Genomic DNA, 26,252 nt, shown 5'->3' with positions numbered 1-26,252 from the left:
GGCGCGATCACCGCGCGCCGCGGGGACGAGAAGAGGCCGGGACCCCAGTGGGTCCCGGCCTCTGGTCTCGTCTCAGGTCAGATCGCGACCGCGACGTCCGCGACCGAGCCCTTGGCGGCCACGACCTGCGAGTCGACGACCTCGGCGCGCGGCGCGAGCGTGCGCAGCGTCCAGGTGCCCGGGGCGGCGAAGAACCGGAACTGACCGGTGGCCGACGTCGGGACCTCGGCGGTGAACTCGCCGTTGCGATCGAGCAGGCGCACGTAGGCGTTGCCGACCGGCTGCTCGTCACGCAGGACGACGCCCTGGATGACGGCCTGGTTCGTCACGTCGACGCCCTCCAGGCTCGGTCCTCCCTTGATCGCTCCGCACATGTCAGGCCTCCCCCGGCTCATCGCCGACCGCGACCGGCACGCCGCGCAGCGAGCCGTACTCGCTCCACGAGCCGTCGTAGTTCTTGACGTTCGGGTAGCCCAGGATCTCGCTCAGGACGAACCACGTGTGCGAGCTGCGCTCGCCGATGCGGCAGTACGCGATCGTGTCCTTGCCCTCGTCGAGGCCGGCGTCGGCGTAGAGGGCCTTGAGGTCCTCGTCCTTCTTGAAGGTGCCGTCGTCGTTCGCGGCCTTGCTCCACGGCACGTTGCCGGCGGTGGGGATGTGGCCACCGATCTGCGCGGCCTCCTGCGGCAGGTGCGCCGGGGCGAGCAGGCGACCGGCGAACTCGTCGGGGCTGCGGACGTCGATGAGGTTCTGGGTGCCGATGGCCGCCACGACCTCGTCGCGGTAGGCGCGGATGTCCTCGTCGGGCTCCTGCGCCGTGTAGGTGGTGGCCTCGCGGGTGACCGGGTCCGCGGTGAGCTCGCGGCTGTCGAGCTCCCACTTCTTGCGGCCGCCGTCGAGCAGGCGCAGGTTCTGGTGGCCGTAGTACTTCAGGTACCAGTACGCGTAGGCGGCGAACCAGTTGTTGTTGCCGCCGTAGAAGACGACCGTGTCGTCGGTGGACACGCCCTTCTCGCTCAGCAGCTTCTCGAGGCGGTCCTTGCTGATGAAGTCGTGCCGGACGCCGTCCTGCAGGTCCTTCTTCCAGTCCAGCTTGATCGCGCCGGGGATGTGGCCCTTGTCGTAGGCCTCGGCGTCCTCGTCGACCTCGATGAGGACGACGCTCGGATCGTTCAGGTGGTCCTCGACCCAGTCAGCGGTGACGAGTGCGGTCTCGCGGCTCATGGTGTTCCTTTTCCTCTGCGAAGTGATGGTGGTGACGGTTGGCTCGGGCGATCAGGCCAGGGTTCTGGCGAGGCGACGGGTGGTCAGGTAGAGCTCGCAGCCCAGGCAGAAGCCCGTGGTGGCGTTGAGCAGGGCGGCGACGAACGCGAAGCCCACGGCGACGAGTCCGACGGTGGTGGCACCGGTCAGCAGGGCGACCAGTCCGACCAGGGCGAAGGTGAGTCCGACGGCCTGGGCGAAGCGCGGCGGCCGCGCGTCCTCCGTGCGATCCGGGGCGCCGACCCGCGGACGGACGACGGTGCGGAACAGCCAGGACCACGGCGACGCCGACAGCGAGACGAACACGCCGAGGGCGAAGACCACCGTCTGGACGGCCAGGACGATCTCGCGCGCCGGCGACGGCAGGACGAGGGCCAGGGCCAGGACGACGGCGGTCAGCGCGGCGCCGAAGCGCAGGGCACGCGGGTCGACCACGGAATCGTGGGACATGAGGGTTCTCCGAACAGGAGTGAGGGCTGACGATGCGAACGAGGGCGAGAAGGTCAGCGCATACGACACAGCGCCGAGCGCGTGCGGCAGTTGTCCACCGCGCGTCGTCGGGTCAGGTGTGTCGTGAACATGCCGCCAGACTAGGGCCCTCGACGGACCGGACCTGCGCTAAATCTCACTTCATGAGACTAGCGTCCGCATGTCGAGACGCTCAGGCGACGGGGCCCTCTAGTTCGAGAGCGCGCGGTCGAGCGCGACCAGCACCTGATCGCGCGTGGGAGCGCCCGAGGCGCGCTCCACGACCCGGCCCTGCGCGTCGAGCACCAGCACCGTGGGCGTGCGCAACACGTTCATCCGTCGCACCAGATCCAACTGCGCCTCGGCGTCGATCTCGACGGCGGCCACACCGGGCACCAGCGACGTCACCTGGGAGAGCACCTGCCGCGTGGCGCGGCACGGCGCGCAGAACGCACTCGAGAACTGGACGAGCGTGGCCCGCTGCCCCAGCGGCGCCCCGAGGTCGTCGGGATCGAGCCGCTCGCCGTCCTGCGGGTCGGCGGCCGGGGCGGCGAATCGACCGTTCTTCCAGCGCATGATCAGCGCGGCCGCCCCGGCGACCATCACTGCGGCCACCAGCACCTGGACCCCGGTCATCTCGTCTCCTCCTGGCCGTCTCGGCCGTGTGACCTCACTGTGACGTGTTTCGCATTCTGTGCCACCGTCGTCACAGCCCCGTCACATGAAGTATGGTCGACGCAGCAATGAGGCTTCGATGAACGCGGTTCGTTCATCGGGGCCTCGACGTGTATAGGAGGCCAGTCACGTGTCCCACCTGCTGCTGCTGACGAAGAGCACCCAGTCCTCGGTCGAGGTGCTGCCGTCACTCGCCCTGCTGCCCCACCACGTCAAGATTCTCCCCGCGGAGGCCAGCGCGCTCATCGAAGCGCCGACGTGTGACGCCGTGCTGGTGGACGGGCGGCACGACCTGGCGCAGGTGCGCAGCCTGACCCGCGTGATCCGCACGACCGGCATCGAGTGCCCCCTCATCCTCATCCTCACCGAGGGCGGCCTGACCGTCGCCGCCGCCGACTGGGGCATGGACGACGTCATCCTCACCACCGCCGGCCCCGCCGAACTCGAGGCCCGCCTGCGCCTGGCGATGGGCCGCGTCGCCGCCGACGGCGACAAGAGCGATGACGACACCCACATCATCAGCGCCAGCGGCCTCGTGGTCGACGACGTCACCTACACCGCCAAGCTCGACGGCCGGGTCCTGGACCTGACCTTCAAGGAGTTCGAGCTGCTGAAGTTCCTGGCCCAGCACCCGGGCCGCGTCTTCACCCGCCAGCAGCTGCTGCAGGAGGTGTGGGGCTACGACTACTTCGGCGGCACCCGCACGGTCGACGTGCACGTGCGTCGCCTGCGCGCCAAGCTCGGCCCCGAGAACGAGACGCTGATCGGCACGGTGCGCAACGTCGGCTACCGCTTCGTCTCGCGTCGTGAGCCCGGCGACCGTGCGGCCGAGCGCTCCGTCGAGCGTCAGGCCGACGCCCGCCAGCAGGTCAGCGGCCGGGCCTGATCACCCAGCCGGTCAGCCCAGCGTGGGGATGAGCTCCTCGAGGTAGGCCACGGTGTCCTGCCATCCCTCGACCGCGTGGCACGGCACGCCCAGCGCCAGCACGGGGTAGTCGTTGCCGTCCGGGTCGAGCCGGTCGCCCACGAACAGCATGTCGTCGAGGCTGATCCCCGTGGCGTCCGCGAGCTGCTTCATCCCGTAGGCCTTGTCGATCCCGCGGTGGGTGATGTCGACGGACGTCGACCCGCCCGAGCGCACCTCCAGGTCCGGCAGTTGGGCGGCGACGGCGTCGCGCAGGGCGCTCTTCTTCGTGCCGTCGGGATCCCAGGCGGTCTTGGCCTCGATGGGGGCCTGCTGTCCGAGCGCCGAGAAGGTGATCTGCGAGCCGCGGTCCTCCAGGATGTCGCCCCACGTCTGCGACTCCCACAGCCCGAGCCGCCTGGCCTCCTGCTCGACGGCCGCCAGGGCGCGGTCGCGCTCGTCCTGCGTCAGGGCGTGGGCGTAGACCGTGACGATCTCGTCGCCGCGGAGCCGGTAGTACTGCGTGCCGCAGGTCGGCAGCAGGTGGATCCGCTCCTTCACCTCGTCGGAGGCGGGCGGCAGCTGCTCGACGATCTGGGTGCGGAACTGCGTCAGCTGACCGCCCGAGATGACCGCGACCTGGACCCGCTCGGCCAACTGCACGAGCAGCTCGCCGATCGGCTCGGGGATCGGGCACTTGGACGGCGCGAGCGTGTCGTCGAGATCGAATGCGACGAGTTGGGGTCCGGACACGCGAGGGAGTCTACTGTTGGGGGCATGCGCCGTCTGCACAACATGACCCAGGCGTACGACTGGGGCTCGACCAGCGAGATTCCGCGCTTTCTGGGGCGCACGGGGTCGGGCGAGCCCGTCGCCGAGATGTGGCTCGGCACCCATCCCCTGGCTCCCTCGCAGGTCGAGACGCCCGAGGGGCTCCGGCCGCTGGCCGAGGTCGCCGGCGAGGTCCCGTTCATGCTCAAGATCCTCGCGGCCGAGCAGCCGCTGTCGATCCAGGTGCATCCCGGCGCCGCCGAGGCCCACGAGGGATTCGAGCGCGAGGAGGCCGCCGGCGTCCCGCTCGACTCGCCGCAGCGGGTCTTCAAGGACCGCAACCACAAGCCCGAGATGGTCTACGCGCTGAGCACCTTCGACACGCTCGTGGGCTTCCGTCCGACCGCCGAGATCCTGCGGGTCTTCTCGCAGCTGGACACGCCCACGATCAACGCCGCCTCCGCGACGCTGCGCGCCAAGACCGGCTTCAAGGGCATCGTCCGCGTGCTCGAGAATCTGCTGATCGCACCCCCGCCGGCCACCGAGATCGCCCAGCTCGTGGTCCAGTGCAAGGCACTGGTCCACGACGGCGTCGACATCAAGCGCGCCTACAGCACCGCCGCGATGATCGCCCGCCACCATCCCGGTGACGTCGGCATCGTGGTGTCCCTGCTGCTCAACCGCTTCACGCTGCAGCCCGGCGAGGCGATGTTCCTGGGCACGGGCGTCATCCACGCCCATCTCTCGGGCCTGTGCCTGGAGGCCATGGCGAACTCCGACAACGTGCTGCGGGCGGGCCTGACCCGCAAGGCGCTCGACCCCGACGGGCTGATCCGCTGCCTCGAAGCCGGCATGGCGCGCGTCGCACGCGTCGAGCCGGGCTACCCGTCCTTCTCGACCGAGGTCTACCACCCGGCCGTGGACGAGTTCGCGCTCGCCGTCACGCAGGTCTCCCCCGCCGATCCCGACGGCGTCTCGCTGATCTCGGCCGCCCACTCGATCGTCATGTGCATCGGCGGCGGTGTCCAGGTGCTCAACGCGCAGGGCCAGAAGATCTCGTTGAGCCGTGGCGAGACCATCTACACCGACGCCGAGGACGGCGACCTGACGGTGGTGGGAACGGGCGAGGTCGCCCAGATCTACCTCCCGGGCCCGAACACCCCGGACTCCGAGCTCAAGGACCTCGTCGGCCACCGGCCGGTCCGCGCCATCCCCTGATCGGACCGCGGGCGATGGATGTTCGATTCGTGGCAGGTGTCACCGTCATCACGAGCGACCCGGCACACGACCAGCGGCTCTTCGCCGAGACCCTCGGGCTGCCGTTGCGGCCTCCCGTCACCGACCCGGACTCGGAGTACGTCTACTCCGAGGAGGTGGCGGGCACCAAGCACTTCGGCGTCTGGCCCCTGCGCGAGGCCGCCCGGGCCTGTTTCGGCCAGGACACCTGGCCCGACACCCACCGGGTTCCGCAGGCCACCATCGAGTTCGAGGTCGACGACGTCGAGAGCGCGGCCCGCGAGCTGACCGATCGCGGCTACCGACTGGTGCACGAGGCGCGCACCGAGCCCTGGCAGCAGGTCGTGGCCCGCTTCCAGTCGGCCGACGGCCTCCTGATCGGCGTCTGCTTCACACCGTGGATGCACGACGACCCAGCGGCGCCCTGACCTGACCGTCAGAGCAGGTCGTCGCGCCCGGCGTCCTTGAGCAGCGCGACGACGTCCTTGACCCGCTGCGACTGAGCCAGGTCGAGCACCAGGACCGCGTCGTCCGTCTGCACGACCGCGACGTTGCGCAGCCCGAGGACGGCGATCTGCACGCCCTCGCGGCCGCGCGCCACGCCGTCGGCGTCGACCCACAGCACGTCGGGCGAGGAGCCCAGCGGAGCGATGGAGGCGAAGTCGCCCAGGTCGTCCCAGCCGAAGGTCGCCGGCACGACCGCCATGCCGCCCTCGGCCGCCACCGGCTCGGCGACGGCGTGGTCGATCGCGATCTTCGTCAGCGTGGGCCACGTGCGGCCCAGCTCGGCCACGAACGCCGGCGTCCCCCAGGCAGCAGCGATCGCGCGCAGCCCGGCCGCGAGCTCGGGCTGGAAGCGGGCCAGCGAGTCCAGCAGGACGGAGGCGCGGGCCACGAACATCCCGGCGTTCCAGACGTGGTCGCCGGACGCCAGGTAGCCGCGGGCGGTCTCCTCGTCGGGCTTCTCGACGAAGCTGCGCACCGCGCGGGCCGAGTCGAAGCCGTCGAGCGCCTCACCCGAGGCGATGTAGCCGAACGCCGTCGAGGGCTCGGTCGGCTCGATCCCGATCGTGACGATGTAGCCGTCCTCGGCCACGGCGATCGCCTCGCGCACGGCCTCGACGAAGCGGTCGGGGTCCGGGATGCGGTGGTCGGCGGCGAACGAGCCCACGATCGCGTCCGGATCGGCCCGCTCGATGATCGCGGCGGCCAGGCCGATGGCGGGCATCGAGTCGCGCGGGGACGGCTCGAGCAGCAGGTTGACCAGCTCGGGCAGCTGCTCGGCGATGGCGCTGCCGTGGTCGGCGCCCGAGACGACGTGGATGCGCTCGGTGCCCGTCAGGGGCAGCATCCGGTCCCAGGTCTGCTGGATCAGCGTCCGGCCGGTCCCCTCGAGGTCGAGCAGGAACTTCGGCCGGGCCCGGCGCGACAGCGGCCACAGGCGCGTGCCCGCCCCACCGGCGGGGATGATCGCGTGGAAGGAGGACACGGCGGTCACTGTAGTGGTCCGGCGGACGCCACGGAATCGATGCCGACGGCCGGGCACCGCCATACTGGGTGCCGTGTCCCGCCTGACCGCACGTGAGCTGATCGATCTCGTCCTCGACCCCGGATCGTGGGAGTCGTGGGACGAGCCGGTCGACCACCACGTCCACCCCGAGCCCTATCGCACCGACCTGCTGGCCGCGGCCGAGCGCGCCGGCACCGACGAGTCGGTCATCACCGGCCGGGCGCTCATGCGCGGCCGGCCGGTCGCCGTGCTGGTCAACGAGTTCCGGTTCCTGGCCGGATCGATCGGGCAGGTCGCCGCCGACCGGATCGTCCGCGCGGTGCGCCGCGCGACCGCCGAGGGCATCCCCGTGCTCGCCACGACCGCCTCGGGCGGCACGCGCATGCAGGAGGGCACGCCCGCCTTCGTCCGCATGGTCGACATCTCGCGCGCACTGATGGACCACAAGGCCGCCGGACTGCCGTACCTGGTCTACCTGCGCCACCCCACGACCGGCGGCGTCTTCGCTTCGTGGGGATCGCTGGGGCACGTCACGATCGCCGAGCCCGGCGCCCTCGTCGGATTCCTCGGCCCGAAGGTCTACGAGCTGCTCAACGGCACGCCGTTCCCGCCCGGCATCCAGACCTCGGACAACCTCGCCAACCGCGGGATCATCGACGCCGTCGTCATGCCCGAGGAGCTGCCCTCGATGGTCGACACCGCGCTGTCGATCCTCATCGACCCGCCCACCGCCTCGAGCCGGTCGCGCCGCCCCGCGGCCACCGAGCGCCGGCACGACACGTGGGACTCGGTCCTGCTGACCCGCACCCCCGACCGGCCGGGCGTCCGCGAGGTCCTGCGCTGGGGCACGGACGTCATCATCCGCCTGCAAGGCACCGAGCGCGGCGAGCGCGACGCGGCGATGATCGTCGCGCTGGCCCGGATCGACGGCGAGCCGTGCGTCGTGATCGGCCAGGACCGCACCACCCAGAGCCGGATCAAGCCGATGGGCCCGGCCGCGCTGCGCGAGGCACGGCGCGGGATGCGCCTGGCGAACGAGCTGGGGCTGCCGCTGGTCTCCTTCATCGACACCCCCGGCGCCGAGCTGTCGCCCGAGGCCGAGCAGGGCGCGATCGCCGGCGAGATCGCCCGCTGCATCAGCTCGATGTCGACGATGCGGGTTCCCTCGGTCTCGGTCCTGCTGGGACAGGGCTGCGGCGGCGGCGCACTGGCGCTGCTGCCGGCCACCCGCACGATCGCGGCCGAGAACTCGTGGCTGTCGCCCCTGCCGCCCGAGGGCGCCAGCGCGATCGTCTTCGGCGACGTCGACCACGCGGCGCAATTGGCGACGGAGCAGCGCATCAGCGCCTTCGACCTGCACGCGTCGGGCGCCGTCCACCACCTCGTGCCCGAGCCCGACGACGACGATCCGGAGTCGTTCGCGCGCGCGATGGCGGCCGAGGTCGCCCACCAGCTTCGAGCCCTCAGGGAGCACGCATGAGCCTCACCGACCTGGCCGCTCTGGCCCGCAACGCCGACGGCGTGGCGCCGTTCAACGAGGCGACGACGATCGCGCTGCGCGACGGCAGCCCGCTGCGGCTCGAGCGCTACGACGAGGTCGTCGGAGCCGTCGCCGTCGGTGACGCCCCCGTCGAGTTCGTGGTCCACCCGCGGTACCGCCGCCAGGGGCGCGGCCGCGCCCTCGTGGACGATCTCGTCGAGCGCGGCGAGACCCGCTTCTGGGCCCACGGCGACCTGCCCGGCGCGCAGGCGCTGGCGGCGGCCGCCGGGCTGCGGGCCGCGCGGACCCTGCTCGTCCTGTCCACCACCGACCGCTCCGTGCCCGAGGTCCCGGTCCCGGACAGCGTGACGCTGCGGTCCTTCACCGAGGCGGACGCCGACGCGATCGTGGCGGTGAACGCCCGCGCGTTCGCCCACCATCCCGAGCAGGGCGCCATGGACCGGGCCGACTTCGACCGGCGTCGGTCCGAGTCCTGGTTCGACCCGGCAGGGCTCTTCGTCGCCGAGCGCGCCGGAGAGGTCGTCGGCTTCCACTGGACGAAGGTCGAGGACGGCGTCGGCGAGGTCTACGTCGTCGGAGTCGATCCCTCGGCGCACGGCGGCGGGCTCGGCAAGGCGCTGACCGCCATCGGTCTGCGACACCTCTGGGACAGCGGCGTCGGCGAGATCGACCTCTACGTCGAGGGCGACAACGACCCGGCCCTCGCGGTGTACCGCCGGCTCGGCTTCACCGAGAAGGCCCGCGACGTCCTCTACTCGGCCGACTGACTCAGACGAGCCCGCGCTGCAGCTCGGCCGCCAGCCGGCGGACGGCGGCCGGAGCCGCGGTGCCGTAGCCGACCATGGTGGCGAAGCCGTGGATCAGCCGCTCCTCACGGACCGCCGTCACGCGCACCCCCGCCGCCCGGAGCGCCTCGGCGTACGCCTCGCCCTCGTCGCGCAGCGGATCGAAGCCCGCCGTCACCACGTGCGCGGGCGGCAGGTCCTCGAGGCTGCCCTTGATCGGCGAGATGCGCGGGTCGGACCGATCCTCGCCGCGGACGAGGTAGGCGTTGTCGAACTCGTCCATCAGGGCGTCGGTGAGGAAGAAGCCCTCGGCGAACTCGCGACGACTCTGGGTGACGCTCGTGAAGTCCGTGACGGGGTAGACCAGCAGCTGGAAGCGCGGGGACGGGCCGTCGGTGCGCACCATCTCCTGGGCGACGACGGTCGCGAGGTTGCCGCCCGCACTGTCGCCACCGATGGCGATCCGGTCGGGGTCGATCGCCAGCCCGGAGGCGTTGCGCGAGATCCACGTCCACGCCTCGACGCAGTCGTCGACGGCGGCCGGGAACGGGTGCTCGGGCGCGAGGCGGTAGTCGACCGCGACCACGCGCACCATGGCGTGCTCGGCCAGGAACCGGCACAGCGAGTCGTGGCTCTCGAGGTCGCCCAGGGTGAAGCCGCCGCCGTGGAACCACACGAGCGCCGGGGACGGCCCTCGCAGTTCGCGCGGCGTGTAGAAGCGCATCCGGATCGGACCGCCGGCCCCGGCGATCTGGCGTTCCGTGACGGCGCCGATCGGCTGGTCGCCGCCCACGAGCCGATCAGCCCGGGCCAGGTCGCGGCGCTGGCGACTGATGGGGGTCGCGGCGGGATCGGGGTTCTCGAGCCGCATCAGCGTCAGCATCGCCTGCATGTCGGGATGCAGGGTGAGCTCCTGGCGCCGGATCGGGGCACCGAAGACGATTCTCTTGAGCGGGAGAGGAGCGGCTCCCACCGCGGCCACAGCAGCACGTCGGACCCGCCTGGAGACGCTCATGGGGGCGAAGGTAGCAGCCCTCTGTGTCGCATCGGCCACGTAATCGGCGCGTTCAGCAGGCGATTCGGTCCGCGATACCGCATCATGAAAGCCAGTTCGCCCCGTCTTGCAGGCGAACGAGAGGAACGCCGATGAGCCACGCGAAAGCCATCAAGGTCGAACCGAGCGAGCCCGGGCCGGATCTGGGCGCGCCCCTGGGCGAGACGCCCGTCGCCCGGCCGGGCTTCCGCCGCTCCATGATCCTGCTCGTCGTGCTCTCGATCCCGCTGTGGGCGGCGATCATCGGCGGTGTCTCCCTGGTCGTCCGGGCGCTCGGCTGAGTTCACGCGTTATTCACCGGACCGTGGCATCGTGAGTTCATGGAGTCCACGGACCTGACGGTCCCCGAACCGCTTGCCGCGTCGCCCGACGAATTCGACGTCGACCCGCCCTACGACGCGACGGACGGGTCCCTGCCCGACGACCGGTTCCTCGATCGCGAGCTGTCCTGGATCGCGTTCAACGCCCGCGTCCTGGAGCTCGCCGAGATCGAGTCGCTGCCGCTGTTGGAGCGCACCCGGTTCCTGGCGATCTTCGGCAGCAACCTCGACGAGTTCTTCATGGTCCGGATCGCCGGCCTCAAGCGACGCATCGCGGCCGGGGTCGCCGTGCCGTCGGCCAGCGGGCTGAATCCGCGCGACGTCCTGGCCTCCAGCCTGCAGGCCAGCCGGGTCCTGACCGAACGGCAGTCGAATCTGCTGCACGAGGTCTTCCTGCCGGCGCTGGCCGACCAGCGCATCCACCTGTTGCGCTGGTCGGGGCTCACCGACGAGGAGAAGGACCGGGTCACGGCCTTCTACCACCAGCGCGTCTTCCCCGTCCTGACCCCGCTGGCCGTCGACCCGGCCCACCCGTTCCCCTACATCTCGGGGCTGTCGCTCAACATCGCCCTGGTGATGCGCAACCCCCGCACGGGCAAGCAGCACTTCGCGCGGGTCAAGGTGCCGCCCGTCATCCAACGGTGGGTCGAGGCCTCGGACGGTCGGTTCGTCGCCCTGGAGGACGTCATCGCGGCCAACCTCGACAGCCTCTTCCCCGGCATGGAGATCATCGACCACCACACGTTCCGGGTGACCCGCAACGAGGACCTGGAGGTCGAGGAGGACGACGCCGAGAACCTCCTCAAGGCGCTCGAGAAGGAACTGCTGCGGCGCCGGTTCGGTCCGCCGGTGCGCCTCGAGGTCGACGAGGAGATGTCCGACTCCGTGCTGGAGCTGCTGGTCGGCGAGCTGGGCGTGTCCGACGACGAGGTGTTCCGCCTGCGCGGCCCCCTGGACCTGACCAGCCTCAACGAGATCGCCGACCTCGACCGACCCGCCCTGAAGTTCCCGCCGTTCGTCCCCGGCACGCACGAGCACCTCGCCGAGGTCGAGACGGCCAGCCCGGCCGACATGTTCAGCGCCCTGCGCAAGCGCGACGTCCTCGTGCACCACCCGTACGACTCGTTCGCCACGAGCGTGCAGCGGTTCATCGAGCAGGCGGCCGCCGATCCGCACGTCCTGGCGATCAAGCAGACGCTCTATCGCACCTCGGGCGACTCGCCGATCATCGACTCGCTCATCGACGCGGCCCGCGCCGGCAAGCAGGTCCTGGTGCTCGTCGAGATCAAGGCGCGCTTCGACGAGCAGGCCAACATCCGCTGGGCCCGCAAGCTCGAGCGTGCGGGCTGCCACGTCGTCTACGGACTGGTGGGGCTCAAGACGCACTGCAAACTGGCCCTGGTGATCCGCGACGAGCCCGACGGCCTGCGCCGCTACGCCCACATCGGCACCGGCAATTACAACCCCAAGACCGCGCGCCTCTACGAGGACCTCGGCCTGCTGACGTCGAACCCCGAGATCACCCACGACCTGACCGAGCTGTTCAACAGCCTCTCGGGCTTCGCGCTGACCAGTGACTACGACTCGCTGCTCGTGGCTCCGCGACTGCTGCGATCGGGGCTGCTCGACCGGATCGACCGCGAGATCGCACGACACCGCGAGGGCCGGCCCGCCCGCATCGCCTTCAAGCTCAACTCCCTGGTCGACGAGGCGATCATCGACAAGCTCTACGAGGCGTCGCGCGCCGGCGTCGAGGTCGACCTGATCATCCGCGGCATCTGCGCGCTGCGACCCGGGGTGCCCGGGCTGTCCGAGCGGATCCGCGTGCGCAGCGTCCTGGGCCGCTTCCTCGAGCACAGCCGGGTCTTCGCGTTCGGCGCCGACGACGAGCGCGAGGTCTGGATCGGCTCCTCGGACCTGATGCACCGCAACCTCGACCGGCGCATCGAGGTCCTCGTGAAGGTCCCGTCGCCCGAGCACGTCCAGCAGCTCTTCGACCTGCTGGCGCTGATGGCGTCCGACGCGACGCTGTCGTGGCACCTGGGCCCGGACGGCGCCTGGACCCGCGTCGACGGGGCCGATGTCCAGGAGATTCTCATCGATCGGGCGCGCGCGCGGCGCGCGCGGGCCTGAGAGCGGACCCATGGCGAGCAAGATCATCCCCGCCGCCGGCGGCATCGTGTGGCGCAAGGCCGGCCCGGACGGCATCGAGGTCCTGCTGGTGCACCGGCCCGACTACGACGACTGGACCTTCCCGAAGGGCAAGGCGGACCCGGACGAGCCGCTGCCCGTCACGGCCGTCCGTGAGATCGCCGAGGAGACCGGGTACCGGGTGCGCCTGGTCCACCCCCTGCCCGAGATCACCTACCGGGTCCGCGGCGGCATCAAGCAGGTCTCGTGGTGGGTCGCCCGCCCGCTCGACGACCACAGCGACTTCCGGCCCAACCAGGAGGTCGACGAGGTCCGCTGGTTCGCGCCGCGGGCGGCGCGCAAGCGGCTGACGTACTCCCACGACCGGCGCCTGCTGGAGTCCTTCGAGGACCTCGTCGCGTTGAAGGCCCACAAGGCCCGCACCCTGATCGTCCTGCGGCATGCGAAGGCCGTCCCCCGGGCCGAGTTCGTCGGCGGTGACGCCGACCGTCCGCTGGCCTCCGCCGGCCACGACCGGGCGAAGGAGCTCGTCCCCCTGCTGACGGCCTTCGGCGTGCGACGCGTCGTCAGCTCACCCGCCACCCGCACGGTCCAGACGGTCGATCCCTACGTGGCCGCCACCGGCGAGCTGCTCGAGGTCGACGACCGGCTGGCCGAGAGCGCATCCGAGGCCAAGGTCGACCGGGCGGTCGAGGCGCTGCTCGGCACCAAGCGGCCCACGGTCGCCTGCACGCACCGCCCGACCCTGCCGGCCGTGTACGCCTCACTGGGCATCAGCGGTCCGGTGCTGCCGGCCGGACGCGGCCTGGTCGTGCACCACCGCAAGGGCCAGGTCCTGGCCTCCGAGCTGATCTGACCCACCGGCCCTAGGCTGGGCGGCCGGGAACCGCGACCGGTCCCCGATCCGCTGCTGAGGGAGTCCCCCATGACCTTCGTCTTCGCCGCCGTCTCGGCCTTCGCCGCGGGCGTGCTGTTCCGTTCCGACGACTGGCCGCAGCGCGATCACGAGCGCGGCTGGCGGCTGATCCTGCGCTTCCTCGCCCTGTCCGTGATGGTCACGGCGGCGATCGGGGCCTCGTCCCTCTTCGGGGCCGAGGGATCGCGCCGTGCCGTGGCGATCGCCGCGGGCGTGCTGTGGCTGCCGCCCCTGCTGGTGACCCTCGTGTTCGCGCGCACGGGAGCCCGCAGCACCGCCGGATCGGGCCGCGGCGACGCCTGAGGCCGCAGCACCTCCGGCGCCACCGCCGGACATTCCCCGACGATTCACCTTCCGTTCACTCTCGTCGCAGCGCCGATACACCTGCGATTCCTACGGTGACGGTGACCGAGGCACTCCGCCCCGTGTCGCTTGTTCGCAGAGAGGGAACACCCGTGAACCGCAAGTCCATGCGCACCCTGGCCGCCACGGCAGCCAGCGCCACGTTGTTGTTCGGCCTGGCCGCCTGTGGGGCCGCCAACGAGACCGCCTCCGCGGACGACGCGACCGCCGGCTCGCTCAGCGGCACGCTCAACGGCGGAGGCGCCAGCTCGCAGGAGTCCGCCGTCGGCGCGTGGAGGCAGGGCTTCCAGACCGCGCACCCGGACGTCACCGTCAACTACGACCCCGTCGGCTCGGGCGGCGGCCGCGAGCAGTTCATCGCCGGCGGCCTGTCCTTCGCGGGCTCCGACGCCTACCTCGAGGATGACGAGCTCACTGCCGCGACCGATCGGTGCGGCTCCGACGTCGTCTCCGTCCCCGTCTACGTCAGCCCCATCGCCGTCATCTACAACCTCGACGGCGTCAAGGACTTGAAGCTCGACGCGGCGACCATCGGCGCGATCTTCGAGCGCAAGGTCACGCAGTGGGACGATCCGGCGATCGCCGAGCTCAACCCCGACGCCGACCTGCCCGACACCAAGATCACGACGGTGCACCGCGCCGACGACTCGGGCACGACCAAGAACTTCACCGACTACCTGACCGAGGCGTCGGGCGGCTCGTGGAGCGGCGGCGTGGTCGAGACGTGGCCCCTCAAGGGCGGCGAGGCGGCCGACGGCACCTCGGGCGTCGTCTCGGCGGTCAAGGCCGGCAGCGGCACGATCGGCTACGCGGACGCCAGCCAGGCCGGCGACCTCGGCCGGGTCCAGGTGAAGGTCGGCGACGAGTACGTCGGCCCGACCGAGCAGGCCGCGGCCAAGGTCCTGGACACCGCCGAGGCGGAGCCGGGCCGCGCCGCGACCGACATCGCGCTGAAGATCGACCGCACGACCGACGCCGCCGGGGTCTACCCCGTCGTCCTGGTCTCCTACCAGATCGCGTGCCAGAAGTACGAGGACGCGAAGGAGGCCGAGCTGGTCAAGTCCTGGCTGACCTACGTCGCCTCGCCCGAGGGCCAGCAGGCCAGTGAGAAGGCGGCCGGCTCGGCCCCCCTGTCGGAGAGCTTCTCCGCCAAGGTCCAGACCGCCATCGACACGATCGGCTGACGCCTTCGATCCGGCCGAGGGCGCACGCTCTCGGCCGGGTCATGGGCTCCAGCCCACCATCCGAGCAAGGAAGGGCTCCACGTGAGCAGCACGACCGAACCACGACCGCGCACCACGCCGCCGCAGCGTCCGGGCGACCGGGTCTTCGCCGGCCTGTCCCGCGGCGCCGCCCTGCTGATCCTGGCAACCCTGGCCGGGGTCGCGATCTTCCTGGCCATCCGTGGCCTGCCGGGCATCACGGCGTCGCCGGACGAGGTCAAGTACGGCACATCATTCCTGCCCTACGTCGGTCCCCTGGTCTTCGGCACGCTCTGGGCCGCCGCGCTGGCACTGCTCCTGGCGACGCCCGTCGCCATCGGCGTCGCGCTGTTCATCAGCCACTACGCGCCGCGGCGCCTCGCCCAGCCGATCGGCTACGTGATCGACCTGCTCGCCGCCGTCCCGAGCGTCGTCTACGGCGCTTGGGGCATGGTGACGCTGGCCGGCGCGATGCAGCCGGTCTACGCCTGGCTGGAGGAGAACCTCGGCTTCATTCCTCTGTTCGCCGGACCGGCGTCCGCCACGGGCCGCACGATCCTGACGGCCGCCCTCGTGCTGGCGATCATGGTCCTGCCGATCATGACCGCGATCTGCCGCGAGATCTTCCTGCAGACCCCGCGCCTGCACGAGGAGGCGGCGCTGGCCCTGGGCGCCACGCGCTGGGAGATGACGACGATGGCGGTCCTGCCGTACGCCCGGTCCGGCATCGTCTCGGCCGCCATGCTCGCCCTGGGTCGCGCCCTCGGCGAGACCATGGCGGTGGCGATGGTCCTGTCGGCCTCGGGCGTGGTCACCTTCAACCTGATCAGCTCGACGAACCCCTCGACGATCGCGGCCAACATCGCGCACAGCTTCAAGGAGGCCAGCGGCCTCACCGTCAACGGCCTGATCGCGACCGGCCTGGTGCTGTTCGTGATCACGTTCGCCGTCAACTTCGCGGCGCGGGCCATCGTGAACCGCCGCAAGGACTTCTCCGGAGCCAACTGATGACGACGACCCTGACCCGCCCCGCCGCCACCGACCTCGGCTCCGACCTGCGCGGCCGCCGCCTCCCCACGTGGGGGCCGCACGTCGTGTGGGCCCTCGCCGCCGCCACGGCGCTGGCCGGATTCCTCACCCCGCTCGGAGCCGTCCGCGGCATCCTGCTCGCCTGGTGCGTCGCCGCGCTCGTGCCCGTGTGGTCGATGCTCGTGGAGGGACGCCGCAAGGCCACCGACCGCCTGGTCACGCATCTGGTCGCGAGCGCCTTCGTGCTGGCCCTCATCCCGCTGGTCAGCATCCTGATCACGGTGGTCGGCAAGGGCAGCAGCGCGCTCTCGGCCGAGTTCTTCAGCTACTCGATGCGCAACGTCGTCGGCGAGGGCGGCGGGATCTACCACGGGATCGTCGGCACGCTGCTGATCACCGGCGCCGCCGCCGTGATCTCGGTGCCGATCGGGCTCTTCACCGCGATCTACCTGATCGAGTACGGCGACGACAGCCGGCTCGCGGCGTCGATCCGGTTCCTCGTCGACGTCATGACGGGCATCCCGTCGATCGTCGCGGGCCTGTTCGCCTACTCACTGTTCGTGCTCTTCTTCGGCGAGGGCGTGCGGCTCGGGGTGGGGGGCTCGGTGGCACTGTCGGTGCTGATGATCCCCGTGGTCGTCCGCTCGTGCGAGGAGATGCTCAAGCTGGTCCCGAACGAGCTGCGCGAGGCCTCGTACGCCCTGGGCGTGCCCAAGTGGCGCACGGTCGTCAAGGTCGTCCTGCCGACCGCCCTGGCCGGCATCGTCACCGGCATCACGCTGGCGATCGCCCGCGTCATCGGCGAGACCGCCCCGCTGCTGATCATCGCCGGCATGACCGACTCGGTGAACTTCAACCTCTTCGACGGCCGCATGCAGACGCTGCCGGTCTTCACCTACTCGGCGCTGATGAACCCCGGCGTCCCGGCCGAGCCGAGCATCGAACGCGCCTGGGGCGCGGCGCTCGTGCTGCTGCTGATCGTCATGGCGCTCAACCTCGTCGCGCGCCTCGTCTCCCACTTCTTCTCGCCGCAGGGCGAGCGCTGACCTCCCGGAAGGACCCCACCATGGCCAAGAGCATCGACGTCACCGACCTGAACATCTACTACTCGGACTTCCTCGCCGTACAGGACGTCAACATCACCATCCCCGCTCGCGCCGTGACGGCCTTCATCGGCCCGTCGGGCTGCGGCAAGTCGACCTTCCTGCGCTCGCTCAACCGCATGCACGAGGTCATCCGCGGCGCCCACGTCGAGGGGAAGGTGCTGGTCGACGGCGAGGACCTCTACGCGCCCGAAATGGACCCGGTGAATGTCCGCCGCAAGATCGGCATGGTGTTCCAGCGTCCGAACCCGTTCCCCACGATGTCGATCTCGGACAACGTCCTGGCGGGCCAGCGGTTGAACAGCAAGCGGATGAAGAAGTCCGAGGCCGACGACATCGTCGAGCGGTCGCTGCGTCGCGCGGGCCTGTGGGCCGAGGTGAAGGACCGCCTGGACCGTCCCGGCTCGGGGCTCTCGGGCGGCCAGCAGCAGCGCCTGTGCATCGCCCGCGCCATCGCGGTCGAGCCGGAGGTGCTGCTGATGGACGAGCCGTGCTCGGCCCTGGACCCGATCTCGACCAGCGTCATCGAGGACCTGATCCATGAGCTGAAGACGGACTACACGATCGTGATCGTCACCCACAACATGCAGCAGGCGGCGCGGGTGTCGGACCAGACGGCGTTCTTCAACCTGGCCGGTGTGGGCCAGCCGGGCCGCCTGGTCGAGCTGGGGCCGACGGACAAGATGTTCGCCAACCCCGACGACCCCGCGACCGAGGCCTACATCCAGGGCCGCTTCGGCTGATCCGTCAGCCGCAGGAGCGCTTCGCTCCCCGCCATGGCGAGGAGCGAAGCGACGAGGGGGCCGGGCCGGCGGAGCTCTGCGGAGCCGGGAGTGAGCGCGAGCGAAGCGAGCGCGCTCGGCCCATCAGGGGAGGAACGGACGCGCCACGAAGTAGAACGCGGCGGCGACCGCGGCGGCCGCGGGCATCGTCACGATCCAGGCCACGACGATGTTCTTCGCGACGCCCCAGCGCACGGCGCTGAAGCGCTGGGTGGCGCCCGCGCCCATGATCGCCGAGGTGATCGTGTGCGTCGTGGAGACCGGCGCGTGGAGGCCGATCGCCATGACGTACAGGACGCTGGCGGCCGTGGCCTCGGCGGCGAAGCCCTTCGGCGGGTCGAGCTCGATGATGCGACGACCCAGCGTGCGCATGATCCGGAAGCCGCCGGAGTACGTGCCCGCCGCGATCGCGGTGGCGGAGGCGACGATCACCCACAGCGGGATGTCATCGCCGGTGTTCAGGCCGCCCGCGGTCAGCGCCAGGACGATGATGCCCATCGTCTTCTGGGCGTCCTGCAGGCCGTGGCCCAGGGCCATGCCGGCAGCCGAGACCGTCTGGGCCAGGCGGAATCCGCGGTTGACCCGGGCGGGCTTGGCCCGCCGGAAGATCCACATGATCGCGGTCATGAAGCCGAACGCCAGGAAGAAGCCGAGCGCCGGGCTCAGCACCATCGGGATGGCGACCTTGTCGACCAGCGTGTTCCAGTGGACGACCGTCGTCGACGCGACGCCCGCACCCACGATTCCGCCGATCAGCGCGTGCGACGAGGAGGAGGGGATGCCGAAGTACCAGGTGATGAGGTTCCACGCGATCGCGCCGACCAGCGCGGCCAGCACGATCGTCAGCGCATGGGCCCGGTCCGCATCGGCCACGCTCGTGACGCCGTCGATGTCGATGATCCCCTGGATCGTCTTGGCGACCTCGACACCCAGCCAGGCTCCGACGAAGTTCAGAACGGCGGCCATCGCCAGCGCCACGCGAGGCGTGAGCGCGCGGGTGGACACGGAGGTGGCGATCGCGTTGGCGGCGTCGTGGAAGCCGTTCGTGTAGTCGAACACGAGGGCGATCACGACGACCGTGATCACCATGACGGTGACGAGGTCCACTCAGGACTCCTTGACCGCGATCTGCTCCACCGTGTTGGCCACCGATTCGAGGGCGTCGATCGCCTGCTCCACAGCCTCCACGATGTCCTTGAGCTTCAGCACCTGCATCGCCTTGTAGTTGCCGTCGAACAGGTCGGCGAGCATGCGGCGGTGGTTGCGGTCGCCCTCGTTCTCGAGGCGGTTGATCTCGATCCAGAAGTCCTGGAGGTCCTTCATCGTGCGCAGCCGGGGCATGGCCTCGGCGGTGAGGTTCGCGGCGCTCTGCAGCACCTGGATCTGGGCGGCCATGGCCTCGGGGAACTCGGTCACGCCATAGAGGGCCGTGCTGTCCACGACCTCCTCCATGTAGTCCATGACGTCGTCCAGGCCACTGGCCAGGGCGTAGATGTCCTCACGGTCGAACGGCGTGATGAACGTGCTGTTCACCAGCTTGATGATCGCGTGGGTGGTGTCGTCGGCCGCGTGCTCGGCGTCGTTCATCTGAGCAGCGAGGGCGGTCTTGTCGGTTTCGGGGTCCAGGATCCGAGCGACGATGGCCGCCCCCGACACCAGATGGTTGGCCGACTCGGTGAACAGGTCGTAGAACGTGGACTCGACCGGTCGAATGCGAAAACGCACGCGGGGGCTCCTCGGGAGGATGTTGGGCAGACTCTCTCATGGTAGGCGCTCTGCGGAAGTCGCCGTCAACCGAGGCGGTCAGGCGTGCGGATCGATGCCCAGCAGCCCGTCGATCTCGGCCTGACTGAGAGGGGCGGCGGCACCCGATGCGGCGATCATGAGGCGGGAGGTCAGCTCGATCTCGGCCAGCGCGGCGTCGTCGCGCAGCCGGTCGTCGAGCGGCTCGCTCACGCGTTCGCCGGGAGGGTACAAGGCCACATACCGAGAGTACGCGGACGAGTCCACCTGTCGAAGCGTCGCGACAAAAACAGTCCGTTGGAACTATGCCCGGTGGCCGGTGCCGGCCTCAATCGACCCACACGCGCGCGTTCCGGAACATCCGCAGCCACGGGCTCTCCGCAGCAGGATCCCCCGTCGTCCACGACATCTGGGCGTTCCGCTGCACGCGCTCGGCGTGCGGCATGATCGCCGTGAATCGACCGTCCGGGGTCGTCACCGCCGTGAGCCCGTCGGGCGACCCGTTCGGGTTGGCGGGGTACTGCGTGGCGACCCGGCCCTGCACGTCGACGAATCGCGCCGCGCGGTGCACCGCGTCGGCATCGCCGCGCACCGAGAAGTTCGCGAACCCCTCGCCGTGCGCGACCGCGATCGGCACCTTCGACCCGGCCATGCCGGAGAAGAAGATCGAGGGCGAGTCGAGGACCTCGACCAGCGCGAGGCGGGCCTCGTACTGCTCGGAGACGTTGCGGGTGAACCGCGGCCACGCGTCGGCACCGGGGATGAGGTCCGCGAGGGCCGCGAACATCTGGCAGCCGTTGCAGATGCCGATGCCGAACGTGTCGGGTCGGGAGAAGAACCCGGAGAACGCGTCGGTCAGGGCCGGGTTGAACAGCACCGACCGAGCCCAGCCCTCGCCGGCGCCCAGGGTGTCGCCGTAGGAGAACCCGCCGCAGGCGGCGAGGCCGACGACGTCGGACAGGTCGAACCGCCCGGACTGCAGATCGGTCATGTGCACGTCGTACGTGTCGAACCCGGCCCGGTCGAAGCCGAACGCGGTCTCGACGTGGGAGTTGACGCCCTGCTCGCGCAGGATCGCCACCTTCGGCCGCGCCCGACCGACCAGGTACGGGGCGGACACGTCGTCCGTGGGGTCGAACGTGGTCTCGACGGTCAGCAGGGGCTCCGGCGCGCCGATCGCGGCGTGCTCGGCGTCGGCGCACTCGGGGTTGTCGCGCAGCCGCGAGATGCGCCAGGAGACCTCGTCCCACGTCTGCGCCAGCTCGGTCAGCGACTCCTCGAGACCGAGGCCGGGGACGCGGACGAGCCGGTCGGTCGTCGACGTGCCCACGCGGCGCGTCAGCTCACCCAGGCCGTGACGCGCGAGCAGCTCCGTCGCCTCGTCGGCGCGGGCAGCCGGAACGGCCAGGATCGCGCCGAGTTCCTCGGTGAACAGCTCGGCGAGGTCGGCGACGTCGAGATCGACTCCGACACCGCCGGCGAACGCCATCTCGCAGACGGCCGCCCACAGGCCACCGTCGGAGCGATCGTGGTACGCCTGCAGCAGTCCGGCCTCGCGCAGCGCGTTGACGCCGTCGACGAGGGACACGAGGCGGGCGGGATCGTCCAGGTCGGGCACGCGGCCGCCGAACTCGCCGCGGACCTGCGCCAGCATCGACCCGCCGAGGCGGTTGCGGCCCGCGCCCAGGTCGACCAGCAGCAGCGCCGCGTCGGCCGGCAGCTCGGGCGTGGCCGTGCCACGCACGTCGGGCAGCGCGGCGAACGCGGTGACGACGAGCGAGACGGGCGCCGTGACCTGCTTGTCCTCACCGGACTCGTCGGTCCAGCGGGTGCGCATCGACAGGGAGTCCTTGCCGACGGGCACCGAGATGCCCAGGGCCGGGCACAGCTCCATCGCGACGGCGTGGACCGTGTCGTAGAGGGCGGCGTCCTCGCCGTCCTCGCCGCACGCGGCCATCCAGTTGCACGAGAGCTTGACGCCCGGCAGGTGGATCGGCGCGGCGAGCAGGTTGGTGATCGCCTCGCCCACCGCCATCCGGCCCGACGCCGGCCCGTCGACCGCCGCGAGCGGGGTGCGCTCGCCACTGGCCATGGCCTCGCCGCCGAAGCCGACGTGGTCGGCGAGCGTCACGGCGACGTCGGCGACCGGGACCTGCCACGGCCCGACCATCTGGTCGCGGTGCGTGAGGCCACCGACCGTGCGGTCGGCGATGGTGATCAGGAAGCGCTTCGAGGCGACCGAGGGGTGCCGCAGGACCGCGTGGGCGGCCTCGCGCACGTCGATGTCCGCGAGGTCGAGCTCGGCCGTGGAGCGCTCGACGCGGGTGGCGTCACGCGTCATCTTCGGCGGCTTGCCCAGCAGCACCTCCAGCGGCATGTCGACGGGCGACTCGTCCGCCGGATCGGCAGCCGTCAGCACCAGCTGGGCGTCGTCGCGGGCCACGCCGACCACCGCGAAGGGGCAGCGCTCACGCTCGGCCAGGGCCGCGAACCGCTCGAGGGACTCCGGCGCGATCGCCAGGACGTAGCGCTCCTGGCTCTCGTTGCACCAGATCTCCTTGGGGGCCAGACCGGTCTCGAGGACGGGCACCGCCGCCAGGTCGAACGTCGCGCCGACACCTGCGTCGTCGACCAGCTCGGGGAAGGCGTTCGAGAGCCCGCCGGCGCCCACGTCGTGGATCGACAGGATCGGGTTGTCCTCGCCCAGCGACCAGCAGTGGTTGATGACCTCCTGCGCCCGACGCTCGATCTCGGGGTTGCCGCGCTGGACCGAGTCGAAGTCCAGCTCGGCGGCGTTGGCGCCGGCCGCCTTCGAGGAGGCGGCGCTGCCACCCATGCCGATGCGCATGCCGGGGCCGCCGAGCTGCACCAGCAGCGTGCCTCCGGTGAACGCGATCTTCTCGGTCATCTCGGCGCTGATCGACCCGAGGCCGCCCGCGCTCATGATCGGCTTGTGATAGCCGCGGCGGACGCCGTCGACGGTCTGCTCGTAGACGCGGAAGAAGCCGCCCAGGCCGGGCCGGCCGAACTCGTTGTTGAAGGCGGCGGCGCCGATCGGGCCCTCGGTCATGATGTCGAGCGGGCTGGCGATGTGCTCGGGCCGGCCGTACTGCTCGGTCTCCCACGGCTCGTCCGTGCCTGGCAGGTGCAGGTTCGAGACGACGAAGCCGGTCAGGCCGGCCTTGGGCTGCGAGCCGCGGCCCGTCGCGCCCTCGTCGCGGATCTCGCCGCCCGCTCCCGTCGCGGCGCCCGGGTAGGGCGAGATGGCGGTGGGGTGGTTGTGCGTCTCGACCTTCATCAGCACGTGGATCTCGTCCTCGCGCGCCGTGTAGCGGCTGGGGACGTCGGCCGACTCGGGCAGCCAGCGCGTCGCCGAGCCGCCCTGCATGATCGAGGCGTTGTCCTTGTACGCGACGACGGTGCCGTGACCGGCGACCTGCTCGGTGTGCCGGATCATCGCGAACAGCGAGCGGTCCTGCGGCTCGCCGTCGACGACGAAGTCCGCGTTGAAGATCTTGTGGCGGCAGTGCTCGGAGTTCGCCTGCGCGAACATCATCAGCTCGACGTCGGTGGGGTTGCGGTCCAGGTCGGTGAAGGACTCGACGAGGTAGTCGATCTCGTCGTCCGACAGCGCCAGGCCGAACTCGGTGTTCGCCTGCTCCAGTGCCGCCCGGCCGCCGCCGAGGACGTCGATGCGCTGCATCGGCTCGGCCTCGCGCTCGTCGAACAGGTCCGCCGCCGCCTCACGCGACGTCAGCGCCGTCTCGGTCATCCGGTCGTGCAGCACGTCGGCGCAGGCCGCCAGCTGCTCGGGCGTCGGCTCGGCGCCCGTCAGCGTGTACTCCGTGACGCGCTCGACGCGGCGCACGTCGATGCCGCAGTTGTGCACGATGTCGGTGGCCTTGCTCGACCACGGCGAGATCGTGCCCAGTCGCGGGCCGACGACGACGAGGGTGCCCTCGGGTCCGTCCTGGGCGGGATCGCCGTAGTCGAGCAGCCGCGTGAGGGTCTCGACGACGTCCTCCGCCAAGGGCTTCTCACTGGCGATCCAGTGGACGTGACGGGCGCGGACGCCGGTCAGCCCGGGGGCCAGCTCCTGGAGGCGGGACAGCAGGGCACGGGCTCGGAAGGGCGAGAGAGCGTTGCCGCCCTCGACCACGGTGAGTTCGACGTCGCGCGACACGCGGCCCAGCCTAGTGGCCGCACGAACCGGCCAGGACGGGCGTCGTACGACTCTTGCGCGCTCGCAGCTCCGGTGTGATGGTCGATTCATGACAGCCGCCGCCATCGAGGTCAGGCAGCTCGTGGTCGAGCGCGGCGGCCGGACGGTGCTGGACGGACTCGACCTGACCATTCCCCGCGGCAGGATCACCGGGCTGCTGGGGCCGAGCGGGTGCGGCAAGTCCACGCTGATCCGCTCCCTGGTGGGGGTCCAGATCGTGAAGTCCGGCACGGTCGACGTGCTGGGCGAGCCGGGCGGCTCGGCCGTCAACCGCCGTCGCGTCGGCTACGTCACCCAGGGCAGCTCGGTCTACGACGACCTCACCGTGGCCCAGAACCTGGCCTACTTCGCCGCGATCTACGGAGTGGAGCAGGAGCGCGTCGACGAGGTCCTGCGATCGGTCGACCTCGCCGACCGGAGGGACCAGCTGACCCGCAGCCTCTCCGGTGGCCAGCGCGCCCGCGTCTCCCTGGCCGCCGCGCTGCTGGCGTCGCCCGACGTGTACCTGCTCGACGAGCCGACCGTCGGGCTCGACCCCGTCCTGCGCCGCGACCTGTGGCGGCTGTTCACCGACCTGGCGTCCGCGGGCGCCACCCTGCTCGTGTCGAGTCACGTCATGGACGAGGCGGACCGCTGCGACGAGGTCCTGCTGATGCGCGAGGGACGGCTCATCGCCCAGGACACGCCCGCCGGACTGCGCGCGGCCACGGGCACGCAGGACATCGAGTCGGCGTTCCTGGCCCTCGCGACGGGCGGCGGGCGATGACCGGGACCCTGGCGACCACGAAGCGCGTGCTGTGGCAGCTGCGCCACGACCCGCGCAGCGTCGTGATGCTGCTGATCCTCCCGGCGATCCTGCTGTTGCTGTTCCGCTACGTCTTCGACAACCAGCCCCGGGTCTTCGAGCGGGTCGGTCCCCAGATGCTGGCGCTGTTCCCGTTCATCCTGATGTTCCTCATCACCAGCGTCACGATGGTCCGCGAGCGGATGTCGGGCACCCTCGAGCGACTGCTGACGACGCCGTTGCGGCGCGGTGAGCTGATCGGCGGCTACGCGCTGGCGTTCAGCCTGGTCGCGCTGGTGCAGTCGGTGATCAGCCTCGCGGTCGGGCAGTGGGCGCTGGATCTCGGCCTCGACCGCCCGTGGGAGGGCTTGGTCTTCGCGATCCTCGGATCGATCGTGGGCACGGCGCTCGGGCTGCTGGCGTCGGCGTTCGCCCGCACGGAGTTCCAGGCGGTCCAGTTCATGCCGCTGGTGATCATCCCGCAGATCCTGGTGTGCGGACTCCTGGTGCCCGTCGACCGCATGCCCGACGTACTGCGGTGGCTGTCGGTGGTGATGCCGCTGACCTATTCGACGGACGCCTTCACCTCGCTGGCCGACGGGCAGACCGCCGACGAGCGCGTCACGGACCTGCTGGTCCTCATCGGGTTCGCCATCGGCTCCGTCGCCCTGGCCTCGCTGACGCTGCGCCGCCGGACGCCCTGACTCAGCGGGCGGCGAGGGCGATCGCCAGCAGCAGGCAGCTCACGAACGACACCGGCACGACCCAGAGGGCCGCGAAGAACAGCGTGATCGTCGTGCCGATCTTCGGCGGGAAGAACCACTTCGCCCGGGGCAGGTCGTTCGCTCCCTGCAGGACTCCCGGACCGACGCCCAGCCCACGCCACAGGCCCTTGAGTCGCGAGAACACCCGGGCGCCGCCACCGGTGCCGGCCAGCTGGCCCAGCGCCAGTCGCGCCTCTCCGACGTCGTCGCTCAGGGCCACGGCGATGCCCAGCTCGGTCGCGAACTCCTCCTCGTCCTGCACGGCCGTGAGGATCCGGTTGCGCCGGAAGCCGAAGGCCGCCGAGATCGCGCCACCCAGGACGGCCAGCACGCCGGCGACCACCTTCAGCCACGTGTCGTCTGCGGCCACGGAGATGACCGCCAGCCCGGCGATGAACGGCCACGCCAGCACGAGGACGACCAGCGTCGGCCAGCGCAGCACGCGGACCGCGAGCGTCAGGACCCGGGCGGCGTGATTCGCCACCTCGACCGTGTGGCCGTCCACGCGGCCGGCCATGGAGCCCACCGCGGCGTTGACCCGACGTCCCGTGTTTCCGATGCCCATGGCTCCAGCCTAGGCGGACGTCGATGGGGGCCGTGGACCTCAGGACCATCCCCTGTACCCCGGAGTTACCGTTCGGAGTTAGAGTGTGCGGTAACTCACAGTTCGCTGTGCTACGTTACCGCGCAGCCAGTTCTCGTCCGC

General features: G+C 71.0%; 27 protein-coding genes. 15 read left to right on the top strand and 12 right to left on the bottom strand.

Annotation, left to right across the window (positions count from 1 at the left end; genetic code table 11):
- Positions 1-77: 77 nt before the first annotated feature.
- The 4 genes from NP095_RS01420 to NP095_RS01405 all read right to left on the bottom strand — a co-directional run bounded on the left by NP095_RS01420 (position 78) and on the right by NP095_RS01405 (position 2,367).
- Positions 78-374, bottom strand: a complete 297-nt coding sequence (locus NP095_RS01420) for a DUF1416 domain-containing protein (RefSeq protein ID WP_154595992.1) — start codon at positions 372-374, stop codon at positions 78-80.
- Position 375: 1 nt separating this feature from the next.
- Complete coding sequence (locus tag NP095_RS01415; protein WP_232417884.1) at positions 376-1,224, bottom strand: sulfurtransferase; 849 nt, start codon at positions 1,222-1,224, stop codon at positions 376-378.
- A 51-nt stretch (positions 1,225-1,275) separates the two neighbouring features.
- Positions 1,276-1,713 (bottom strand): DUF4395 domain-containing protein, encoded by a 438-nt coding sequence (locus tag NP095_RS01410; protein WP_232417887.1) that lies wholly within the window; start codon positions 1,711-1,713, stop codon positions 1,276-1,278.
- 228 nt (positions 1,714-1,941) lie between these two features.
- Complete coding sequence (locus NP095_RS01405) at positions 1,942-2,367, bottom strand: TlpA family protein disulfide reductase (protein ID WP_232417890.1); 426 nt, start codon at positions 2,365-2,367, stop codon at positions 1,942-1,944.
- 169 nt (positions 2,368-2,536) lie between these two features.
- On the opposite strand from NP095_RS01405, the gene NP095_RS01400 reads away from it, so the two are divergent.
- The gene (locus tag NP095_RS01400; protein WP_232417893.1) at positions 2,537-3,292 is read left to right on the top strand and encodes a winged helix-turn-helix transcriptional regulator; all 756 of its coding nucleotides are present in this window, start codon (positions 2,537-2,539) and stop codon (positions 3,290-3,292) included.
- A gap of 12 nt (positions 3,293-3,304) precedes the next feature.
- Here the strand turns inward: NP095_RS01400 and NP095_RS01395 are convergent, their stop codons facing one another.
- Positions 3,305-4,063 (bottom strand): HAD-IIB family hydrolase, encoded by a 759-nt coding sequence (locus tag NP095_RS01395; protein WP_232417896.1) that lies wholly within the window; start codon positions 4,061-4,063, stop codon positions 3,305-3,307.
- Positions 4,064-4,087: 24 nt separating this feature from the next.
- Here NP095_RS01395 and manA point away from each other — a divergent pair, with 24 nt between their 5' ends.
- Positions 4,088-5,299, top strand: a complete 1,212-nt coding sequence (gene manA, locus NP095_RS01390; RefSeq protein ID WP_232417899.1) for a mannose-6-phosphate isomerase, class I — start codon at positions 4,088-4,090, stop codon at positions 5,297-5,299.
- Between the two features lie 29 nt (positions 5,300-5,328).
- Positions 5,329-5,745 carry a VOC family protein gene (locus tag NP095_RS01385; protein ID WP_232417902.1) on the top strand — a complete coding sequence of 139 codons (417 nt, stop codon included), beginning with the start codon at positions 5,329-5,331 and terminating at the stop codon, positions 5,743-5,745.
- 8 nt (positions 5,746-5,753) lie between these two features.
- On the opposite strand, the gene NP095_RS01380 is transcribed toward NP095_RS01385, so the two are convergent.
- Complete coding sequence (locus NP095_RS01380; protein WP_232417905.1) at positions 5,754-6,806, bottom strand: mannose-1-phosphate guanylyltransferase; 1,053 nt, start codon at positions 6,804-6,806, stop codon at positions 5,754-5,756.
- A 73-nt stretch (positions 6,807-6,879) separates the two neighbouring features.
- Between NP095_RS01380 and NP095_RS01375 the strand changes: the two genes are divergently transcribed.
- Both NP095_RS01375 and mshD read left to right on the top strand, forming a co-directional pair.
- Positions 6,880-8,307 (top strand): acetyl-CoA carboxylase carboxyltransferase subunit alpha/beta, encoded by a 1,428-nt coding sequence (locus NP095_RS01375; protein ID WP_232417908.1) that lies wholly within the window; start codon positions 6,880-6,882, stop codon positions 8,305-8,307.
- A complete protein-coding gene (mshD, locus tag NP095_RS01370; RefSeq protein WP_232417911.1) occupies positions 8,304-9,095 on the top strand; it encodes a mycothiol synthase in 792 nt (263 codons plus the stop codon). Before NP095_RS01375 ends, mshD begins: the two co-directional genes overlap by 4 nt.
- Position 9,096: 1 nt before the next feature.
- Here the strand turns inward: mshD and NP095_RS01365 are convergent, their stop codons facing one another.
- Complete coding sequence (locus tag NP095_RS01365; protein ID WP_232417915.1) at positions 9,097-10,128, bottom strand: alpha/beta hydrolase; 1,032 nt, start codon at positions 10,126-10,128, stop codon at positions 9,097-9,099.
- 131 nt (positions 10,129-10,259) lie between these two features.
- Here NP095_RS01365 and NP095_RS01360 point away from each other — a divergent pair, with 131 nt between their 5' ends.
- The 8 genes from NP095_RS01360 to pstB all read left to right on the top strand — a co-directional run bounded on the left by NP095_RS01360 (position 10,260) and on the right by pstB (position 17,994).
- The gene (locus NP095_RS01360) at positions 10,260-10,448 is read left to right on the top strand and encodes a hypothetical protein (protein WP_232417918.1); all 189 of its coding nucleotides are present in this window, start codon (positions 10,260-10,262) and stop codon (positions 10,446-10,448) included.
- Between the two features lie 39 nt (positions 10,449-10,487).
- Entirely contained in the window at positions 10,488-12,620 is a 2,133-nt protein-coding gene (locus NP095_RS01355; RefSeq protein WP_232417921.1) for an RNA degradosome polyphosphate kinase, read from the top strand.
- A gap of 10 nt (positions 12,621-12,630) precedes the next feature.
- Entirely contained in the window at positions 12,631-13,494 is an 864-nt protein-coding gene (locus NP095_RS01350) for an NUDIX hydrolase (RefSeq protein ID WP_232417924.1), read from the top strand.
- A 69-nt stretch (positions 13,495-13,563) separates the two neighbouring features.
- Positions 13,564-13,857, top strand: coding sequence for a hypothetical protein (locus tag NP095_RS01345; protein WP_232417926.1), 294 nt, complete (start codon positions 13,564-13,566; stop codon positions 13,855-13,857).
- Positions 13,858-14,009: 152 nt separating this feature from the next.
- Positions 14,010-15,101 carry a phosphate ABC transporter substrate-binding protein PstS gene (pstS, locus tag NP095_RS01340; protein WP_232417929.1) on the top strand — a complete coding sequence of 364 codons (1,092 nt, stop codon included), beginning with the start codon at positions 14,010-14,012 and terminating at the stop codon, positions 15,099-15,101.
- Between the two features lie 81 nt (positions 15,102-15,182).
- Positions 15,183-16,127, top strand: coding sequence for a phosphate ABC transporter permease subunit PstC (pstC, locus tag NP095_RS01335; RefSeq protein WP_232417932.1), 945 nt, complete (start codon positions 15,183-15,185; stop codon positions 16,125-16,127).
- The gene (gene pstA, locus NP095_RS01330; protein ID WP_232417935.1) at positions 16,127-17,194 is read left to right on the top strand and encodes a phosphate ABC transporter permease PstA; all 1,068 of its coding nucleotides are present in this window, start codon (positions 16,127-16,129) and stop codon (positions 17,192-17,194) included. The genes pstC and pstA overlap by 1 nt, the downstream gene beginning before the upstream one ends.
- A gap of 20 nt (positions 17,195-17,214) precedes the next feature.
- A complete protein-coding gene (pstB, locus tag NP095_RS01325) occupies positions 17,215-17,994 on the top strand; it encodes a phosphate ABC transporter ATP-binding protein PstB (RefSeq protein ID WP_232417938.1) in 780 nt (259 codons plus the stop codon).
- Between the two features lie 123 nt (positions 17,995-18,117).
- Here the strand turns inward: pstB and NP095_RS01320 are convergent, their stop codons facing one another.
- From NP095_RS01320 to purL, 4 genes are all read right to left on the bottom strand, one after another.
- Positions 18,118-19,122, bottom strand: coding sequence for an inorganic phosphate transporter (locus tag NP095_RS01320; RefSeq protein ID WP_232418561.1), 1,005 nt, complete (start codon positions 19,120-19,122; stop codon positions 18,118-18,120).
- 18 nt (positions 19,123-19,140) lie between these two features.
- On the bottom strand, positions 19,141-19,758 hold the full coding sequence (locus tag NP095_RS01315; RefSeq protein WP_232417941.1) for a DUF47 domain-containing protein: 618 nt from the start codon (positions 19,756-19,758) through the stop codon (positions 19,141-19,143).
- 78 nt (positions 19,759-19,836) lie between these two features.
- Complete coding sequence (locus NP095_RS01310) at positions 19,837-19,989, bottom strand: hypothetical protein (protein ID WP_232417944.1); 153 nt, start codon at positions 19,987-19,989, stop codon at positions 19,837-19,839.
- Positions 19,990-20,104: 115 nt separating this feature from the next.
- Entirely contained in the window at positions 20,105-23,959 is a 3,855-nt protein-coding gene (gene purL, locus NP095_RS01305) for a phosphoribosylformylglycinamidine synthase (RefSeq protein WP_232417947.1), read from the bottom strand.
- 88 nt (positions 23,960-24,047) lie between these two features.
- Between purL and NP095_RS01300 the strand changes: the two genes are divergently transcribed.
- Both NP095_RS01300 and NP095_RS01295 read left to right on the top strand, forming a co-directional pair.
- A complete protein-coding gene (locus tag NP095_RS01300; protein WP_232417950.1) occupies positions 24,048-24,764 on the top strand; it encodes an ABC transporter ATP-binding protein in 717 nt (238 codons plus the stop codon).
- Complete coding sequence (locus tag NP095_RS01295; protein ID WP_232417955.1) at positions 24,761-25,486, top strand: ABC transporter permease; 726 nt, start codon at positions 24,761-24,763, stop codon at positions 25,484-25,486. Before NP095_RS01300 ends, NP095_RS01295 begins: the two co-directional genes overlap by 4 nt.
- 1 nt (position 25,487) lies before the next feature.
- On the opposite strand, the gene NP095_RS01290 is transcribed toward NP095_RS01295, so the two are convergent.
- A complete protein-coding gene (locus NP095_RS01290; protein ID WP_232417960.1) occupies positions 25,488-26,111 on the bottom strand; it encodes a hypothetical protein in 624 nt (207 codons plus the stop codon).
- Positions 26,112-26,252: the final 141 nt, after the last annotated feature.

The sequence above is a fragment of the Aeromicrobium duanguangcaii genome, assembly GCF_024508295.1.
Classification (GTDB): Bacteria; Actinomycetota; Actinomycetes; order Propionibacteriales; family Nocardioidaceae; genus Aeromicrobium; species Aeromicrobium duanguangcaii.
This window is presented reverse-complemented; position numbering and strand designations above follow the sequence as displayed.